This window comes from Phyllobacterium calauticae (assembly GCF_019991125.1).
Classification (GTDB): Bacteria; Pseudomonadota; Alphaproteobacteria; order Rhizobiales; family Rhizobiaceae; genus Phyllobacterium; species Phyllobacterium calauticae.
The window spans coordinates 118-17,900 of record NZ_JAGENB010000015.1 but is presented as its reverse complement, the minus strand read 5'-3'; the positions used below and the strand labels follow the sequence as shown (position 1 = coordinate 17,900).

Annotated in this window: 14 protein-coding genes; 6 read left to right on the top strand and 8 right to left on the bottom strand. The window is 59.1% G+C overall.

The window, feature by feature from the left end:
* The first annotated feature begins 3 nt into the window (after nt 1-3).
* From J1W56_RS25250 to J1W56_RS25225, 5 genes are all read left to right on the top strand, one after another.
* Nucleotides 4-555: a GNAT family N-acetyltransferase gene (locus J1W56_RS25250; RefSeq protein WP_223616041.1), complete on the top strand. Its 552-nt coding sequence runs from the start codon at nt 4-6 to the stop codon at nt 553-555.
* Nucleotides 556-775: 220 nt separating this feature from the next.
* Nucleotides 776-2,581 carry an amino acid ABC transporter permease/ATP-binding protein gene (locus J1W56_RS25945; RefSeq protein ID WP_226904819.1) on the top strand — a complete coding sequence of 602 codons (1,806 nt, stop codon included), beginning with the start codon at nt 776-778 and terminating at the stop codon, nt 2,579-2,581.
* Nucleotides 2,582-2,624: 43 nt separating this feature from the next.
* Nucleotides 2,625-3,560 carry an ABC transporter substrate-binding protein gene (locus J1W56_RS25235; protein ID WP_223616040.1) on the top strand — a complete coding sequence of 312 codons (936 nt, stop codon included), beginning with the start codon at nt 2,625-2,627 and terminating at the stop codon, nt 3,558-3,560.
* Nucleotides 3,561-3,601: 41 nt separating this feature from the next.
* Nucleotides 3,602-4,651, top strand: a complete 1,050-nt coding sequence (locus tag J1W56_RS25230; RefSeq protein ID WP_223616039.1) for an LLM class flavin-dependent oxidoreductase — start codon at nt 3,602-3,604, stop codon at nt 4,649-4,651.
* Nucleotides 4,652-4,686: 35 nt separating this feature from the next.
* Nucleotides 4,687-5,622 carry an ABC transporter substrate-binding protein gene (locus tag J1W56_RS25225; RefSeq protein WP_223616038.1) on the top strand — a complete coding sequence of 312 codons (936 nt, stop codon included), beginning with the start codon at nt 4,687-4,689 and terminating at the stop codon, nt 5,620-5,622.
* Nucleotides 5,623-5,678: 56 nt separating this feature from the next.
* On the opposite strand, the gene J1W56_RS25220 is transcribed toward J1W56_RS25225, so the two are convergent.
* The 8 genes from J1W56_RS25220 to J1W56_RS25185 form a co-directional block, all read right to left on the bottom strand.
* On the bottom strand, nt 5,679-8,078 hold the full coding sequence (locus J1W56_RS25220; RefSeq protein ID WP_223616037.1) for an aldehyde dehydrogenase family protein: 2,400 nt from the start codon (nt 8,076-8,078) through the stop codon (nt 5,679-5,681).
* 11 nt (nt 8,079-8,089) lie between these two features.
* A complete protein-coding gene (deoC, locus tag J1W56_RS25215; RefSeq protein ID WP_223616036.1) occupies nt 8,090-9,049 on the bottom strand; it encodes a deoxyribose-phosphate aldolase in 960 nt (319 codons plus the stop codon).
* 41 nt (nt 9,050-9,090) lie between these two features.
* Nucleotides 9,091-10,098: an ABC transporter permease gene (locus J1W56_RS25210; protein WP_223616035.1), complete on the bottom strand. Its 1,008-nt coding sequence runs from the start codon at nt 10,096-10,098 to the stop codon at nt 9,091-9,093.
* On the bottom strand, nt 10,085-11,581 hold the full coding sequence (locus J1W56_RS25205; RefSeq protein WP_223616034.1) for a sugar ABC transporter ATP-binding protein: 1,497 nt from the start codon (nt 11,579-11,581) through the stop codon (nt 10,085-10,087). Before J1W56_RS25205 ends, J1W56_RS25210 begins: the two co-directional genes overlap by 14 nt.
* The gene (locus tag J1W56_RS25200; protein ID WP_223616033.1) at nt 11,571-12,566 is read right to left on the bottom strand and encodes a sugar-binding transcriptional regulator; all 996 of its coding nucleotides are present in this window, start codon (nt 12,564-12,566) and stop codon (nt 11,571-11,573) included. Before J1W56_RS25200 ends, J1W56_RS25205 begins: the two co-directional genes overlap by 11 nt.
* A complete protein-coding gene (locus J1W56_RS25195) occupies nt 12,563-14,083 on the bottom strand; it encodes an FGGY-family carbohydrate kinase (RefSeq protein ID WP_223616032.1) in 1,521 nt (506 codons plus the stop codon). Before J1W56_RS25195 ends, J1W56_RS25200 begins: the two co-directional genes overlap by 4 nt.
* A gap of 44 nt (nt 14,084-14,127) precedes the next feature.
* Entirely contained in the window at nt 14,128-15,150 is a 1,023-nt protein-coding gene (locus J1W56_RS25190) for a galactitol-1-phosphate 5-dehydrogenase (protein WP_223616031.1), read from the bottom strand.
* A gap of 71 nt (nt 15,151-15,221) precedes the next feature.
* Nucleotides 15,222-16,211: a substrate-binding domain-containing protein gene (locus tag J1W56_RS25185; RefSeq protein WP_223616030.1), complete on the bottom strand. Its 990-nt coding sequence runs from the start codon at nt 16,209-16,211 to the stop codon at nt 15,222-15,224.
* Nucleotides 16,212-16,503: 292 nt separating this feature from the next.
* Between J1W56_RS25185 and J1W56_RS25180 the strand changes: the two genes are divergently transcribed.
* On the top strand, nt 16,504-17,445 hold the full coding sequence (locus J1W56_RS25180) for a threonine/serine dehydratase (protein WP_223616029.1): 942 nt from the start codon (nt 16,504-16,506) through the stop codon (nt 17,443-17,445).
* Nucleotides 17,446-17,783: the final 338 nt, after the last annotated feature.

The following is a 17,783-nucleotide window of genomic DNA, read 5'->3' as shown; positions in this document are numbered from 1 at the left end:
ATCATGACTGATGTTTTTGTTTACACGACACCAAACGATGAACGCTCCCAACCGTTGATCGAAGCTCTGATCATCGAATACGAAACGCGCTATGGCAACTTTTATGGTGAACCGGCGCGCAACGAATTGAGCCGCTACCCGGCCGAGCTTTTCGCCGCGCCGGACGGCGCCTTTCTGCTCCTGATCCGCGACGGGCAAACCATCGGCGGCGGCGCGTTCAAACGCTATGACGAGCAGACAGCCGAACTCAAACGCATCTGGACCCATGCGGATTTGCGCCAGCAGGGCCTTGCGCGCAAGGTTGTGACCGAACTTGAAGAACAGGCTGCGCGCCAGGGCTACACGCGGATTTACCTGACCACCGGCTTCCGCCAGCCCGAGGCAAAGGAACTGTATCTGCGTTCGGGATATACCGCTCTTTTCGATGTCAATGCCGATCCGGAAGTCTATCGGCACCTGCCCTTCGAGAAGGATATTAGTGCATTGGCGGCACAGTTGTCCAAGGTTCCCGCTTCTGTTTCGTCAGACCGTAACCTTCTACGTCAGGCCGGGTGAACTCACCGGTATCATGATTGCCCGGACCGTGGGATATCATGCTCAATAAACCCGGTTCTTTGCAACAATGCTTCTCTAACCCCTTTGATTTCGCAGTCCGTCGTCTTTGACTGTTTCGCTTAAACACTACTAAATCAGTCGAGTAAAATACGAGCCCGCAGAAGATTTTCCGATACGGACTCGCTCGACTGAAAAGTGTTGCACAGGGGAATTTGCAAGCATGGCGATTACAGCAGACTATTCGGCTACGCATTCTGTCCAGCCGCCCGCCGCCACAACCGAGGATTACACCCACTACAGGATTGTGAAAGCGAAATACCCGGCGCGTTTCTTCGGAACATTGTTTGCCGCTCTGATCATTGCTGTCACGCTTCAATCCATTCTGACCAATCCGAAATGGGGATGGAACGTGTTTGCCGAATGGTTCTTCTCGGCTCCCGTTTTGGCTGGCCTGGCACGCACGCTCCTGCTGACCGTACTCGCAACCATTCTCGGCTTCGCGCTGGGAACAGCGCTTGCACTGGCCCGTGTGTCGAAATCGCCCCTTCTGTCGGGTCTGTCCTGGGCCTATATCTGGCTGCTGCGCTCGATCCCGCTGATCGTGCTGCTCCTGATCCTCAACAATCTCGGCTATCTCTATGCGACGGTGCGCATCGGCGTGCCCTACACGGATATTCTCTTTGCCGAATATCCGACCATCTCGATCCTCAGTCCTTTTGCAGCGGCGCTCATCGGTCTCAGCCTCAATCAGGCAGCCTTCTCCTCTGAAATCATCCGCGGGGGTATCCTGTCCGTCGACCAAGGCCAGCTTGAAGCCGCGGCCGCGCTCGGCCTGCCCCGGCGCCGGCAGGCCTTCCGCATCGTCCTGCCACAAGCCATGCGCACCATTCTTCCCACCGGATTCAACGAGATCATCGGCTTGGCCAAGGGCACATCCATGGTCTATGTGCTGGCCCTGCCGGAGCTCTTCTACACGGTTCAGGTGATCTATCGCCGCAACCTCGAAGTGGTCCCGCTGCTGATGGTGGCAACGGTCTGGTACCTGATCATCATGACCGTACTGTCGGTCGCCCAGCACTATATCGAACGGCACTTCTCCAAAGGTGCCCTGCGTAATCCTCCCGCCCCGATTTTCCGCAAACTGTTTCGCCGGCTCTTCGGTGCCCCGATTCTTGCCCGTCCGCAGAGCGTAACCGTGTCCGCCCTGCAAAATACGGCCGCGGCCAAAACCAGCGACCGCAGCATACCTCTTGCCAGTTGGCGGGCGCCGGGATCGGTAAAAATTCAGGGCGTTTCCAAAAGCTTTGGCCAGCTTAAGGTGCTCGACGATATCCGGCTCGACATCAAGGCAGGCAGCGTCACCGCGATCCTCGGCCCCTCCGGCTCCGGCAAGTCCACCCTGCTGCGCACCATCAACCATCTGGAACGCGTCGACGACGGTTTCATCACCGTGGACAACGAGCTGGTCGGTTATCGCAAAAGCGGCCGGACACTCTATGAGCTGAAGGAGAAGGACATTCTAAAACGCCGCGCCGACATCGGCATGGTGTTCCAGAGCTTCAACCTGTTCCCCCACCTCACCGTTCTCGAGAATATCATCGAGGCACCGGTGTCACTCGGCCAGCTGACCCGCCCGGAAGCCATCAGCCTCGCACGGGAACTGCTTGCCCGCGTCGGCCTTAGCGACAAGATCGACGCCTATCCGCGGCAGCTCTCCGGCGGGCAGCAACAGCGCGTGGCGATTGCACGGGCGCTGGCCCTGCGGCCGAAAGTGCTGCTGTTCGATGAGCCGACATCCGCACTCGACCCCGAATTGGTCGGCGAGGTGCTGGATGTCATCAAGGAACTGGCCCGCTCCGGCACGACCCTCATCATCGTCACCCACGAGATCGGGTTTGCCCGGGAAGTGGCCGACACGGTGATCTTCATGGATGGCGGCAAGGTCATTGAGACAGGGGCGCCCGAACAGGTCCTGAACCGGCCAAGGAATGCTCGCACCAGCGAATTTCTGGCCAAGGTTCTCTAACCCCAGCGCCGGTTCCGGCATGCACATATCCAAGGAAAGCAGCATGATATTTCGCCCATCCCACATCTCCTTCGCTCTGGCGGTGCTTATCGCCACCGTTTCCGGTCTCGCCATGGTTCACGCCGAAGGCTTTGACCTCAGCCCCGACCAGAGTGGCCGTATCCGTGCGGAAAAGAGCGAAAAGGTCATTGCCTCGATTCCCGCGACGTTCAAATTCGTCAGGGACGATACGCTGACCGTCGGCATCAGTGTCGCGCACCCGCCGCTCAGCGCCTACGCAACGGATGCCAAGACTGTGGTCGGCTATGATCCGGACTTCGCCCAGCTGATTGCCGATATCTTGGGCAGGAAGCTGGAACTGGTGCCGGTTGCCTGGGCGGATTGGCCACTCGGCCTGGAATCGGGAAAGTTCGATGCCGTCATTTCCAATGTCGGCGTCACGGAGCAGCGCAAGGAGAAATTCGATTTCTCCACCTACCGCCTCGGCCTGCATGGTTTCTACGTCAAAGCCGATAGTCCGATCACATCGATCAAGGAGCCAAAGGATATTGCCGGGCTCAGGATCATCACGGGATCTGGCACCATCCAGGAAAAAATCCTGCTCGAATGGGACAAGCAGAATGCGGCAAAAGGGCTGAAGCCTGTCGAGCTCCAGTATTATGACGATGACGCGGTCAGCGCGCTTGCCATCCAGTCGGGCCGGGCCGATGCGGAATTCAATCCCAATGCGCCCCAGGCCTATCGCGCGGCGATCGATCACAAGATCAAACTGGTGGGAACGGTGAATGCCGGATGGCCGCTGATTGCCGACGTTGCAATCACCACCCGCAAGGGGAGCGGCATTGCCGATAGCTTGACTGCAGCAATCAATGAACTGATCGCCGACGGTAAATATGCCCAGTCGCTGGAGCGCTGGAAGCTCAGCCCCGAAGCCCTCGACAAATCGCGGACCAATCCGCCCGGCCTGCCGAAAATCTGACGCTACGGTTGGTTCACGAACAAGCAACAAGGGCTCCTCCCATGACGACCAAATCCCTCGCCATCAATCACGTCGGCTTCCTCACACCGGGTAATTACCGGGACGACAATCCATATGAAGGACTGGAAAATACGCTCCAACTGCTGGAATTCGGCGAGAAGCTGGGATTTGATAGCGGCTGGGTGCGGCAGCGCCACCTTGAGCATGGCATATCCTCCGCGGGCGTGTTTCTTGCCGCGGCGACCCAGCGCACCAGCCGCATCCAACTGGGGACAGCCGTCATCCAGATCGGTTATGAGAGCCCCTACCGGCTCGCCGAGGATCTGTCGACCGTTGATGTTCTAGCGCGGGGGCGACTCAACATCGGCCTGAGTGCCGGTACGCCAGCCCATGCGGAGCTGCTCGGCCCACGGGTGTTTGACGGCAACTGGAAGGACTACGACCTTTCCCACGAGCGCGTCATTCGCTTCGCCGACAATCTGCGCGGTGAATTTCTCGCCGATCCCCAGACATTCATCGCAACGCCGGGCGGGCCGCAACGGCCGCGCCTGCAACCGCATGCCGAGGGCTTGGTCCACCGGATCTGGTATGGCGGCGGATCGCTCCGATCCGTGGGATGGGCCGGCAGGAACGGCTTCAATCTCATGATCGGCAATGTAACCGCCGGTGAAAACACCGATGATTTCTACGAAGCCCAGGGTCGTCAGCTCGACGCGTACCATCACAATCTCGACGGCGTCTTCCGCCGCGTGTCGCTTGGACGTGTCATCGTCCCGACTGACAGCGCGGATGCTGGTACCCGGAAGAAGTATGCTGACTATGCCGAAAGCCGTCATGAGCGCACGCTGAAACCACAGGGTGACCGCCGTACACTGTTCCCCAAAGATCTTGTCGGAACATCCGAGCAGATCCTCGAACAGCTCTTCAACGACCCGATTGTTGCGCGCGTCGGGGAGCTGCGGCTGGAACTGCCCTACGAGTTCCAACAGCACGAATATCAGCAAATCCTCTCCGATTTCATCTCCCACATCGCTCCGGAAATCGGCTGGGGCAATCAGCCCGTGCGCATCAGTGCGTGGGCACGGCGTTGACCATCAACCAACAAACCACACTCAAGGGGTTATCCATGACAACCAGACTGCGACTTCTATCCTTTGTGGCCGGGGCATTTATTGCCGCCACGACCCATCTCGCCTTTGCAGCCGGGGACGGCTTCGATCTCAGCCCGGACCAGAAAGACCGCGTGCGGGCCGAGAAAAACCAGAAGGCGATTGAAGCTGTCTCCAAAAACTTCAAATTCGTCAGCGACGGCAAGCTCACCATCGGGCTGCACCCGTCCAATCCGCCGCTCAGCACCTATGCCAGCGACGCCACCACCGTTGTCGGTTTTGACGTCGATCTTGCCCAACTGGTGGCGGACAGCCTCGGACGCGAGCTGGTGCTGGTGCCAGTCGCGTGGGCCGACTGGCCGCTTGGGCTTGAATCCGGCAAGTTCGATGCGGTGATTTCGAATGTCACGGTTACGGAACAGCGCAAGGAGAAGTTCGATTTCTCCACCTATCGCAAGGATGAGCTTGGCTACTACGTCAAGGCGGACAGCGCCATCAAGGCCATCAAGGAACCCAAGGATATTGCCGGGCTCAAGGTGATTACCGATGCCGGGACCAATCAGGAGAAAATCCTGTTGGCCTGGGACAAGGAAAACGTCGACAAGGGTCTGAAACCCATCGAAGTCCAGTATTATGACGACGACGCTGTCAAATATCTGGCCATTGAATCCGGCCGCGCCGACGCCGTCTTCAGCGTGAACGCAACGCAGGCCTACAAGGCTGCTGTCAATGGCAAGACCAAGCTGGTAGGCACCGTCAGCGGTGGCTGGCCGATCACCGCTGAAGTGGCCGTAACCACCCGCAAAGGCAGCGGCGTGGCGGACGGTGTCACAACGGCGCTTAACGCCGTCATCGCCGACGGCAAATATAAAAAGGTGCTCGATCGCTGGAATCTTGGCTCGGAAGCCATCGACAAGGCAACCACCAACCCGCCCGGTCTGCCAAAGAGCTGAGACCGTTCACATCGAAAGGCCGCACCGGTACAAACCGGTGCGGCCTATTGTTTGGCTCATTCGCCGTAGGGAACCCAGATGTTCTTCACCTGGACGGCGCGGCGCAGATAATCCTTGCCCTGTCCCTGCTGCGTGTTCGCCCAGTCGCGCTGGCGGCCATTGTTGACCCAGGTGGCTTTCAGATTGCCGCACGATGCTTTTTCAACCATCGCACTGCCCTCTTTCGAGCCCACGTACCACAGCGCATCCACTTCGTCGTGTTCAGCCAGAGTCTTGGCCAGAACATCGCGCTCACCAGTGACGATGTTCACTACCCCGCCCAGAACATCCGAGGTGTCCAGCACCTGATAGAGATTGGCTGCAAGCAGCGGATGCCTGGCGGATGGTACGGCCACGACACGGTTGCCCATGGCAATGGCTGGCAGAACCAGCGAGATGAACGCCAGCAGCGGCTGGTCGTCCGGGCAGACGATACCGACGACACCCCATGGCTCGTTCATTGCCAGGGTCACGTGGCGTGATTTGGTGGAATGCACCGCGCCGTCATATTTGTCGGACTGAGCGGCATAATAGAATATGCGGCGAAGCGCGGTTGCAAACTCGTCAGCTGCCACCTTGGCTGAAACGCCGGTGCTCTCCACCAGCAATGCTTCAAACTCGGCCTGCCGCGCGCTCAAGTTTTCGCCGAGATAGTACAGCACCTGTGCCCGGTTATGGGCTGTGACGCCACCCCAGGAACCAGCCTTTGCAGCCGCTTCCACGGCATTGCGGATATCCTTGCGATTGCTGATGCCGGCCTGGCCGATGATCTGGCCGCCCTTGCCGACGACCGAATAGCTGTAACCGCCGTCGGGGCGTGCCTGCTTGCCGCCGATGTAGTTCTTGACGGTGCGATCGATTGAACCACCAAGCGCCATTTTCGCCTCGCCATCCGGCGCTGCCGATGGCTTGAATGCCTGTTCGGCCTTACCGGCTGGCAGACGCTTCTCCCAATCGGCGGCCAGGTACTCATAGAGTCCTTCACGCCCGCCTTCACGGCCATAACCGCTCTCGCGATACCCGCCGAAACCGGCACCCGCATCGAGCAGGTTGGTGGAATTGATCCAGACCACACCGGCCTTGACGCGGGCGGCCATGTCGAGGGCCAGATTGATGTTTTCCGACCAGACCGATGCTGCCAGTCCGTATTTGGTGTTGTTGGCAAGGGCGATGGCCTCATCGGGTGTGCGGAACGTCGTTGCGGTGGCAACCGGTCCGAAAATCTCCACTTCGCATACGGTCGACGCCGGCTCGACATCGGTGAAGAAACCCGGCGCAAAGAATGCACCCTTGCTGGGCAACGTTACCGGCGCCTGCCAGAGCGTACCGCCCTCTGCCTTGCCCTGCTCGACCAACGATGTAATGCGCTTCAGCTGTCCCTTGGAGACAATCGCGCCGACATCCATGGTCTTGTCGAGGGGATCGCCGACCCGTAGGGTTTCCATGCGCTTGCGCAGTTTTGCATAAAACCGCTCGGCAATGCCTTCCTGGATGAGAAGACGCGAACCGGCACAGCATACCTCACCCTGGTTGAACCAGATGGCATCAACCACGCCCTCGATGGCGCCGTCGATATCGGCATCTTCGAACACGATAAAAGGCGATTTGCCGCCGAGCTCAAGTGACAGCTTCTTCTCCGAACCGGCAATCTGCTCGCGGATGATACGGCCAACTTCGGTCGAACCGGTGAAGGCCACCTTGTCAATATCGTCATGGCCACAGATCGCTGCACCCGTCGCGCCATCACCGTGGACGATGTTGACGACACCGGCGGGCAGGCCGATTTCATGACAGACTTCGGCGAAAGCAACCGCTGTCAGCGGTGTCAGTTCGGCCGGTTTGAGAACAACCGTATTGCCGGCGGCAAGCGCTGGCGCGATTTTCCACGCCAGCATCAGCAGCGGGAAATTCCACGGGATCACCTGACCGCAGACACCCACGGGTGAAAAACCTTCGAATTCTGTTTCCACCATCTCTGCCCAACCGGCATGATGGTAGAAATGCCGGGCAACCAGCGGAATATCGATGTCGCGGGTCTCGCGGATCGGCTTGCCATTGTCCATGGTCTCCAGAACGGAGAAGAAGCGCTCGCGCTTCTGGATATGGCGGGCAATCGCGTAAAGGTATTTGGCGCGTTCGTGACCGGGCAGCTTCGACCATTTGCCGAAGGCCGCGCGGGCCGCCTTCACGGCCGCGTCGACATCGGCTTCCGTGCCGTGTGCCACCTTCGCCAGAACGGCATCATTGGCCGGATTGATAACTGCAAATGTCTCGCGGCCCTCGGTGCCGGTGAACTTGCCATTGATGAAGTGACCAAAACCCGCCTTGTTGGCATCAAGCCAGCTCTGGACGTCGGTATTGCTCTCTGGTGCCGGGCCATATTCCATCGTGCGAAGAATATCCTTGATCTGTCCCATATTCCTGTTCCTCAAGCGAGTGCGTGGCGCGAAGACGCGGCGTAGCGACCCGTCACATAATGTTCCAGCTGCCGTTCGATATCGCCGAGCATCGAGCTGGCTCCGAGCCGGAACAAATCCGGCTGCATCCACGGCAACCCCAATTCTTCCTTCATCAGGATCAGCCAGTTCATGGCATCCTTAGCCGTCTTCATGCCGCCCGCAGGCTTGAAGCCCACGGTCTGGCCGGAAAGCTCGCCATAGTCCCGCAAGGCGCGCAGCATCACCAGACTGACGGGCAGCGTGGCATTGACATCTTCCTTGCCGGTCGACGTCTTGATGAAATCGGCACCGGCCTGCATAGCAACCATCGACGCACGGTAAACATTGCGCAGCGTGTTGAGATCGCCCGTTGCCAGAATGGCTTTCATATGCGCCTCGCCCGAAGCCTCGCGCATCCGGGAAATTTCATCATAAAGCGCCGACCAGTTCTGGGTGAGAACGTGTTCGCGTGTGATGACGATATCGATCTCCTTGGCACCCTCACCCACCGCATAGTGAATCTCGGCCAGGCGCTGCGGCAGCGGTGTCAGGCCAGCGGGGAACCCTGTAGCAACGGATGCAACGGGAATGCCCGAACCTTCCAGCGCCTTGACCGCGTGGGGAACCATCGTCGGATAGACGCAGACCGCACCCGTTGTGATATGCGCATCGGCAAGCCCGAGCGCTTCCAGAATGTCGTCGCGCACCGGCTTTTTCGCCTTGGCGCACAGGCGGCGGACGCGGCCAGCCGTATCGTCTCCGGCAAGAGTCGTCAGGTCGATGCAGGTGATCGCTTTAACGAGCCAAGCTGCCTGATACTCCTTCTTGACCGTTCGCCTGGTGGTCAGTGTCGCCGCCCGGCGTTCCGTTGCCGAACGGTTGACCGCGATGTCCTCGAACCAGTCCGGCAGAAGCTTCGTACCGGTATTGCGCGCGTGGGAATGTGGCATTTGGATTTCCGTGCCCTTTTGGACCAATGGTTGTTGCGTGTTCATCCCCGACCCTTCCTATGATCGATGAAGCGATTGAGCAGGATGGCTGCAACGATGATAATACCGGTGACAGTCATCTGGTAGAAGGAGCCCAATCCCAGAAGATTGAATATGTTGCGGAGAACCTGCAGCAGCATCACGGCAAAAAACGTACCGAGCACGCCGCCGCGTCCACCGAAAAGACTTGTACCACCCAGCACAACTGCAGCGATGGCGTCAAGCTCAAGCCCCTGCGCCGCTGTAGGCTGGCCGATGCGCAGGCGCGATGTCAGAAGAATACCGCCCAATGCTGCCATGAACCCTGACACCGCGAAAACCGCCGTGATCATGAACCGGGTCGGCAGGCCGGACAGCCGTGCTGCTTCGGGATTGCCGCCCGTCGCGAAGACATATTCGCCGAACACGGTGAAGCGCAGCACCAGCCCGGCGATAATGCACAGGACAACGAAGATCAGACCCATCGATGACAGGGAGAAGCCGGGCAAAAGCGGGATCATCGTCGAGCTGATCGACGCGAAACCCTGCGGCAGACCGCTCACGGGTACACCGTCGGTCATCAGATAGGTGATGCCACGGAACGAGACGAGCCCGGCCAAAGTCACGATAAAGCTCGGCACCTGGGCAAGCGCGCTGATCGCCCCCATGCCGGCGCCGCAGGCCGTCCCCACCAGTGCCGTTATGGCAACTGCCACGAAGGGATCAAAGCCGTGCGACATCAGCACGGCGACCAGCATGCCGCAAAGCGCGACAACACTGCCCACAGACAGATCGATATTGCCGGTCAGGATGACGAAGGTCATGCCGATGGCGACCACGCCAACAACCGCAGCCTGCTGAAACAGATTGGCAATATTGGTAAAGGTCAGGAAGTTGCTCGACAGCGAGGTCGCGATAACAACGACTGCCAGAAAGATGACGATGAAGTTGTACTCGATCGCCAGATCGACAAGACGCTTGCCGAATGCCGGCGTATCGGCTGGCGGCAAGGCGGTTTCAGTGTTGGACATGATTTTCACCCAGAATTGTTGCCCTCAATATTGCGTCGCGGTCCGCAACCGAGGGATCGTATTTGCCGATGTTGCGGCCTTCATGAAAGACCCAGATCGTGTCGCAGGCGGCATAAAGCTCATCGAGCTCGCTGCTGGCGACAATGACGGCAGCCCCTTCCCGGGCGAGCCTGTCGACCAGATTGTAAAGATCTGCCTTGGCGCCGATATCGAGGCCACGGCTGGGCTCATCGAGAAGCAGCACGCGCGCGCCATTGATGATCCATTTTGCCAGGACGACCTTCTGCTGGTTGCCGCCGGAAAGCTGCACGACAGCCTGCTCCGGCCGTCCATATTTGGTCGACAGGCTTTTCAGGACCGGCGCCGTCTTTTGCTTTTGCAGCGAATGGCGCGTCAGCCAGCTCTCGCGCATGGATGGCAGTGTTGCATTCTTGTAGATCGGAGCGTGCAGGACAAGGCCTTCCGTCTTGCGGTTTTCCGGCACCAGGCCAATACCGCTGCGGATGGCGTGAGCCGGGTGACGCGGATGGAAGGACTTGCCTTCCAGCTTGATGTCGCCATCGAAACGGTTGGCGCCGAAGAGGGACTTGAGGAACGAAGTACGACCGGAGCCATTCAGCCCGGTCAAGCCGACGACCTCACCCCAGCGCACATCGAGACCGCTGATATCAAGTCCTTCCGGCCCGCGCAGCCGGTTGACGCGGAGCACGACATCTCCGGTCACCGGTTCGCGGGTTTTCCGTTCGATCAGCGAGCGCTGTTTGCCGATGATCGCTTCCACCAATGCGCCATCCCCGGTGCTCTTGACGTCGAATGTCTCGATGGTCCTGCCACCGCGCAATACGGTGACCCGGTCGCCGATTTCGCGCAGTTCACCCAGCCGGTGGCTGACATAGAGTATGGCAACCCCCTGCCTGACGAGTTCGCGAATGACCTTGAACACGCTCTCAAGCTCGGTTTCATTGAGCGATGCCGATGGCTCGTCCATGATGATGATCTTGGCATCCATGGTCAGCGAGCGGGCAATGGCGGTCAGTTGCTGGTTGGCGACCGACAGGGTCTCGACCCGCGCTTCCGGTTTGAAATGCGCGCCCACGCGCTTCAACGCTGCGGCTGCCCGTTCCCGGCGCTCCCTGTGATTGATCAATCCAAACCGGCCCGGTGCATGGCCGAGAAACAGGTTCTGTTCGACGGTCAGTTGCGGGACAAGATCCAGTTCCTGATAGATCATCGAAATGCCAAGCCGCGCGGCCTGAGATGGAGAATGCAGGTCAACAGGCTTGCCATCCAGCAGAAGCGAACCGTCGGTCGGGCGGAAAGCTCCCGCTATGATCTTGAGCAGTGTCGATTTGCCGGCGCCATTGGCGCCAAGAAGACAATGCACCTCTCCGGCACGGACATTCAGCGAAGCCGACTCCAGGGCGATGATATTGGGCGGGAATTTCTTCGACACCTGCTGGACGGTCAAAACATCAGTCGTCACTTGCGGCCTCCAATGCATAGCGGGCCGTGGCTTCGTCGGTAACGATGACCGAGACAAAACCAGCCTTCAAGGCAGCCAGGGCTATCTGCAATTTTTCCTCGCCCGCAACGACCCCGATCGAACGCTGCTTGGTCTTGAGGTAATCAAGCCGAAGCCCAACCGTGCGGTCGTCAATGGTCTGATCAACGATGTTGCCATCCTTGTCGAGGAAACGACCAAGAATGTCTCCGACGGCGCCCGCATCTTTCAGCCGGTCGATATCGGCCTCTTCAAGATAACCGGAACTGAGCAGCACGGATTCGTGTGTAATGCCGCCCATGCCGAAACAGACCACATCCGCCTGCATCGCAAGTTTGAGAACGCGCTCGATGATCGGATCTTCTTCAAGCACTTCGCGGGTGCTTTTCTTGCCCAATATGGCAGGAACCGGCAAAAGCGTGGCGATGCCGTTGCCTGCCTTGGCGAATTCCTCCGCAACAGCACTTGTATGGGTTGACGTTGAACGCAAATTCGTCGAGCCGTTCACCAGAACCACATGCACGCCCGGGTTCCAGTTGTTCGGCAGGAATTTGGCAACCGCGGACATGGTGCGGCCCCAGGAGACACCGATCAGATCGGCCTTGGGATTGAGGCCGGCCAGGTATTTCGCCGCTGCCTGCGCCACACTTTCCATGAGAAGGGCTGAATCCGTCGTTCCGCCCGATGGGACGACGATGGCGTCGCGCAGGCCGTATTCCTGTTGCAGGCGCACCTCGAGCTCCGTCCGCCGATAGGCGCGCGGCGTGATCTCGATGCGCACAACCCCCAATTCCTTGGCTTCGATGAGCAGTCGCCCTACCTGCCATCGCGTCAGACCGAGTTCCGTGGCAATCTCGCTCTGGGTGCGCTCAAGATCATAATAAAGCTTGGCGACGCGCACCATCAGGTGCTCCCGCTGCTCGTCGGAAGGCAACCGGACAGATGGATTGATCCGTGCGTCGCTCATTGTGCAGCCCCCGCCAATTGCCTTGCGCTCAATGCATGCAGCGCCGGTGTCAATGTTTCGGTCGTATCCCGATAGAGCGCCATCGTATCCCGATAGCGCCGGCTGCGCACGGGGTCAGGCTGCACTTCCCACGCCGGAGCAGCGCAGGCTTCCGAGGCCGCGATGAGATCGGGAAACAGTCCAAGCGCATGGGCGGAACACACGGCCGTTCCGATGAGAGAGAGATTGTCATCACTCGCCACGTGAACGGGCCGGCCGATGGCGTCGATTGTCGCCTGCAACCACAGCGGGTTCTTGCAGATGCCGCCAGCCATGACGATCCGCTCGACGGAAACGCCGCGTTCTTCCAGAACCACAACGACATTGGCGGAACCAAGCGCAATGGAATCCACCGCCGAGGAATAGATGTCTGCCCTATCATGACTGAGCGACAGGCCGAGGATTGCCCCGCGCAGATCCGCATCCCGGTAGGGTGTGCGGTTGCCCATCCAATAATCGAGCGTCAAAAGGCCTGAATCCTGCGCCGAAACCACGGACGCCTGGCGGATCAGATCGCGGTGGCCCTGCTCGTCCAATCCGAAAATCGTGCTGCTGAACCAGTTGAGGATTGACCCGGCCGAAACCTGCCCCGCCTCCACCAGCCACAACCCATCGACGAGTGCATTGGGATAAGGTCCCCAGAAGCCGGTGACATTCCCCTGTTCCTTCAGATGTGTCAGATGCACGACGGATGTCCCGCCGATGATCAGCATTCCACCCGCAGCAACGGTTCCCGCACCAAGCACGCCGATATGCGCATCGATGCCACCCTGGGCAAGAAGCGGTTGCGAAGCGATGCCAAGGGCTGCGGCAACGTCCGGTTTCAATGATCCGATAGCATCGCCAACCGGAACGATCCTTTGCGGCAGCTTGTCCTGCAACGCGGGAATACCGAGCGCTTCATAGATCTCTGGAACAAACGTGCCATTCTTTGAATCATAATTCCACTTGCAGGCGGCATTCATGCGCGAGCCTACCCACGCGCCGCACAGCCTGTAGTTGATGAAATCCAGTGCTTCGCAAATGATACCAGCCTCGGCAAAGATGGCTGGTTCGTGTTCGGCCAGCCACATCGCCTTGGGAACCAGCCATTCGACGGCATCGCCGCCGCCGCTATAGGCCATGACGGGATGATCAACCTTTTCCGTGGCGCGAGCCTCTTTGGCCGCCCGGCAGTCCATCCAGAGAATGGCCGGATAAAGCGGCGTGCTTTCCCTGTTGCAAATCACAACGGAGGAAGCAGTCGTGGCAACACAAACCGCAGCTATTTCAGTCGATCCGCATTGCTCGACGGCCTGACGGCCCGCCCTCAGAAGCGCATTCCACCATTCCTCGGGTTGCTGTTCTGCCCAGCCTGCACGGGGATATATGGTGGAATAGCTGGCTTCCGACAGCGAGAGCATGGTCCTGCGCTCGACATCGTAAACACCGGCGCGGACTCCTCCCGTGCCAAGATCAAAGTTCAGGACAAGTGTCATCCTGCCGTCTCCTCCCTCGATTCCCTGCCTCTTCCCGAGTTCTTTCAGGGCCGGAACATGACCTTCGAAAAGAACATGCTCCTGTCAGTCCGGAACTTTTCGAACATTCCCGGCAACTCGGCAAGGTCGAGATCATGGGTTATCATGAATTCCCATTCCAGTGCGCCGGATCCCAGCTTTTCCAGCGTCACCGTCCATTGCGGTCCCGGATAGGGCGCGCCGAACGAATTCCACGAGCCATGCAGCGATACCTCCTGCCGCAGGAAATGCTGGAATGTCTTGTTGTCCAGGGTTACCTCCGCAACCGGAATGCCGATGAAGACCACATGACCGCTCGGTGCGGCCATCTTCACCGCCATGTTGATCGACGACGGATGTCCGGCGGCTTCGATAATCGTATCGCAAAGCAGGTTGGCGGGAATGTCCGTGCCAGACAAAAACGTGTGCGTTGCGCCGGCACGCCGCGCCATGGCCAGCTTTTCCTCCGATATATCGACGGCAACAACATCGCTGGCGCCCATCAGCTTGAGCCATTGAATGGCAAACAGGCCAATCGGGCCACAGCCGATGACGCCGCCGCGCTGACCCATTCCGATACCGCCAGCCTTCCATATGGCATGAATGGCAATCGACGCGGGATCGGTCATGGCGACCGCTCTTGGGTCAATCCCCTTTGGTGTCTTCAAAAGATTGGAAACGGGAACGCAGACAAATTCCGCATAGGCGCCATCCCGGCGCGAACCGAAATAATCATAGTCACGGCAGCGCGAAAACTGCCCCTTCTGGCACTGGTCGCATTCGAAGCATGGCAGCATCGGCGGAATTGCCACCAGTTCGCCGAGGTCAAAGCCTTCAACGCCTTCGCCAAGCTCAGTGATATGACCCGAAAACTCATGGCCGCAGATGAGCGGCATCCTGTGTGCGCCCTTGATCAGCATGCGCGGCAGATCCGACCCGCAAACGCCCACGGACGCGACGCGGACAATCACGTGTCCCGGCTTGATCTGTGGTTCCGGAACGTCTTCGAGACGAATGTCGCCCGGGGCATAGAGAACTGCTGCACGCATCATGGTATCCTGTGGGTATATAATAATGGGAGCTGCGGAACAGGTCTGCTCCGCAGGCTCGGGAGGAGGCCTTACTGGCCGAGAACGTGCGGGCGATATTCGGCAAACAGTCCGGCGCGGGGGAAATCCGCAACATTCTTGGACGTTACCAGTGCCGTGCCCGCATCGACAAAGGACGAAACCGGCTTCTTGGCCGCCGCTTCGCGGGCAACCTGAATTGTCACATCACCGAGATATTTGGGATCATTCAGCGCCGAACCGATATAATTGCCGCCGTCGGCAATGATGGTGAGCGCTTCCGACAAACCGTCCACACCGGCAACCAGCACATCGCTGCGGTTGTTTTCCTTGAGCACCTGCAGAGCGCCAAGCGCCATATCGTCATTGTGCGCATAGATAACCTTCACATCCGGATTGGCCTGAAGCAGATCCTGCATGGCGGTGACCGCATTGGCGCGGATGTATTCCGCATAGGGACCTTCGACGATGGTGTGACCCGACCCTTCAATGGCGCTGTGAAAACCGTCGCGCCGGTCCATCATGACCGCGCCGCCGGCATCGCCCTGGATCTCGATGATCTTGGCTTTCTCGACACCGTCAGCCTTCAGGCGCGCGACAACCGCTTCGCCGACCAGCTTGCCCATGTTCTTGTTGTCGCGGCCGACATGAGCGGTAACGCCCTTGCCATTGACGCTGCGGTCAACCGTAATGACCGGAATACCGGCAGCAACGGCCGCTTCGAGCGATGGCACGACCGCATCGGGATTGACCGGGTTGATGATCAGCGCGTTCACGCCCTGGGTAATCAGATCCTGAATGTCATTGTTCTGCTTGCTGACGTCGCCGTTGGCATCGAGGAAAACCAGTGTATCGCCGCCGGCTTTGGCGGCCGCTTCCGCTCCTGTCTTGAGCTGCACATAAAAGGGCGACTGCAAGGTCACCTGACTGAACCCGATTTTCAGGCCTTCCGCATTGGCTGCGGTCATGCCCAGACCTGCCACCAATGAAATGGCGGTTCCGGCAAAGGCGAATCTGAACAAAAAGCTGCGACGGTTGAGCATGGTTTTCCTCCCCAAAGACTCATTTTTCTGGTAAATCTACATTTGAGCAAATATCGCTCATTTGTTATTTTAGATAATCAGAAGTTGCTGAATGAGTCAACGCGGTTGACAAGATCGCTGGAGAAAACAAATAAGCACTTGAAATATATGTGATATTCATCCGTCCCATGCGGCGTCTGTCCGGCAAATGCAGAGGGAATAGTGTGAACAAAGGATCTGCAGCAAACCACAAAAGTTGCATTTGCAGGCGAGAGCGCTCTAAGCTCGGCTCTTTGCATCGTGAGTTCGCACCATGTCCAGCCCAATACAAATCACGCCCGAACGCATTGTTGAAACCGAGCGTCTCATCCGGCCACACATCCGGCATACTCCGGTCATACGGGCCGATCTCGGCGACTTCGGCCTGCCGCCGCGCGGCGTCGATTTCAAACTTGAATTTCTGCAGCACTCTGGTTCGTTCAAGGCGCGCGGCGCCTTTGCCAATCTGCTCACCCGCCCGGTGCCGGAAACGGGCGTGGTTGCCGCATCGGGCGGCAATCATGGTGCTGCTGTCGCCTACGCGGCCATGCGGCTTGGCATACCCGCAACCATATTCGTGCTCGGCGTCACCGCGCCTGCCAAGGCGGACCGCATCCGCAGTTACGGTGCAAACCTCGTTGTTTCCGGAGACCGGTATGCCGATGCCCTGGCGGCGAGCGAGCAGTTCGTGGCGGAACGCGGGGCCATGCCGGTTCACGCCTTCGATCAGCCGGAAACCCTGCTCGGCCAGGGAACGCTTGGTCTGGAAATCGAAATGGACCTGCCTGCTATCACGACCCTTCTGGTCGCGGTGGGTGGCGGCGGCCTGATTGGCGGGATTGCGGCCTGGTTTTGCGGCCGCGTCAAAATCGTCGCTGTCGAACCGGAGGGTGCACCGACCCTGCACAGGGCATTCAGCGCAGGCAGACCCGTCGATGCGCCGACGGAAGGCATCGCCGCCGATTCCCTGGCGCCCAGGCGCGTCGGAGAACTGATGTTCCCGTTTGCCCGGGATTTTGTCGCACAGTCCGTGCTTGTCTCGGACGATGACATTCGTGCTGCGCAGTCCGCCCTTTGGGAGCGGCTGCGCATTGTCGCTGAACCCGGTGGCGCCGCCGCCTTTGCCGCGCTTCTCGCGCAGAAATATGTTGCCGGTCCGGACGAGCGTGTTGGCGTTCTCCTGTGCGGCGCAAATACCGGCGCTGTGCAGTTTTAAGAGGGCTGCACCGGCATTCCTCGAACGGCGAAAGCCCCGCTTTTGGCGGGGTTATGTTTGTGTTTTGGGGGAGAAGCTGGTTTTGGTTGTTTGCGGGGACAGGCTTTGCCCGTTCGGGTCTTAAAACAGTCCACTGGACTGTTTTCCCGGGCTTTGCCCGGACGACCGCTCACCCTTCAGGTTGTGAGCCTGAGGATGTGCGCTATGTTGGAAGCTGGTTTTGGTTGTTTGCGGGGACAGGCTTTGCCCGTTCGGGTCTTAAAACAGTCCACTGGACTGTTTTCCCGGGCTTTGCCCGGACGACCGCTCACCCTTCAGGTTGTGAGCCTGAGGATGTG

Bases quoted from the DNA above. Each gene is read 5' to 3' on its own strand.
- J1W56_RS25250 (WP_223616041.1), top strand. From the start codon at position 4: ATGACTGATGTTTTTGTTTACACGACACCAAACGATGAACGCTCCCAA.
- J1W56_RS25945 (WP_226904819.1), top strand. From the start codon at position 776: ATGGCGATTACAGCAGACTATTCGGCTACGCATTCTGTCCAGCCGCCC.
- J1W56_RS25235 (WP_223616040.1), top strand. From the start codon at position 2,625: ATGATATTTCGCCCATCCCACATCTCCTTCGCTCTGGCGGTGCTTATC.
- J1W56_RS25230 (WP_223616039.1), top strand. From the start codon at position 3,602: ATGACGACCAAATCCCTCGCCATCAATCACGTCGGCTTCCTCACACCG.
- J1W56_RS25225 (WP_223616038.1), top strand. From the start codon at position 4,687: ATGACAACCAGACTGCGACTTCTATCCTTTGTGGCCGGGGCATTTATT.
- J1W56_RS25220 (WP_223616037.1), bottom strand. From the start codon at position 8,078: ATGGGACAGATCAAGGATATTCTTCGCACGATGGAATATGGCCCGGCA.
- deoC (WP_223616036.1), bottom strand. From the start codon at position 9,049: ATGCCACATTCCCACGCGCGCAATACCGGTACGAAGCTTCTGCCGGAC.
- J1W56_RS25210 (WP_223616035.1), bottom strand. From the start codon at position 10,098: ATGTCCAACACTGAAACCGCCTTGCCGCCAGCCGATACGCCGGCATTC.
- J1W56_RS25200 (WP_223616033.1), bottom strand. From the start codon at position 12,566: ATGAGCGACGCACGGATCAATCCATCTGTCCGGTTGCCTTCCGACGAG.
- J1W56_RS25195 (WP_223616032.1), bottom strand. From the start codon at position 14,083: ATGACACTTGTCCTGAACTTTGATCTTGGCACGGGAGGAGTCCGCGCC.
- J1W56_RS25190 (WP_223616031.1), bottom strand. From the start codon at position 15,150: ATGCGTGCAGCAGTTCTCTATGCCCCGGGCGACATTCGTCTCGAAGAC.
- J1W56_RS25185 (WP_223616030.1), bottom strand. From the start codon at position 16,211: ATGCTCAACCGTCGCAGCTTTTTGTTCAGATTCGCCTTTGCCGGAACC.
- J1W56_RS25180 (WP_223616029.1), top strand. From the start codon at position 16,504: ATGTCCAGCCCAATACAAATCACGCCCGAACGCATTGTTGAAACCGAG.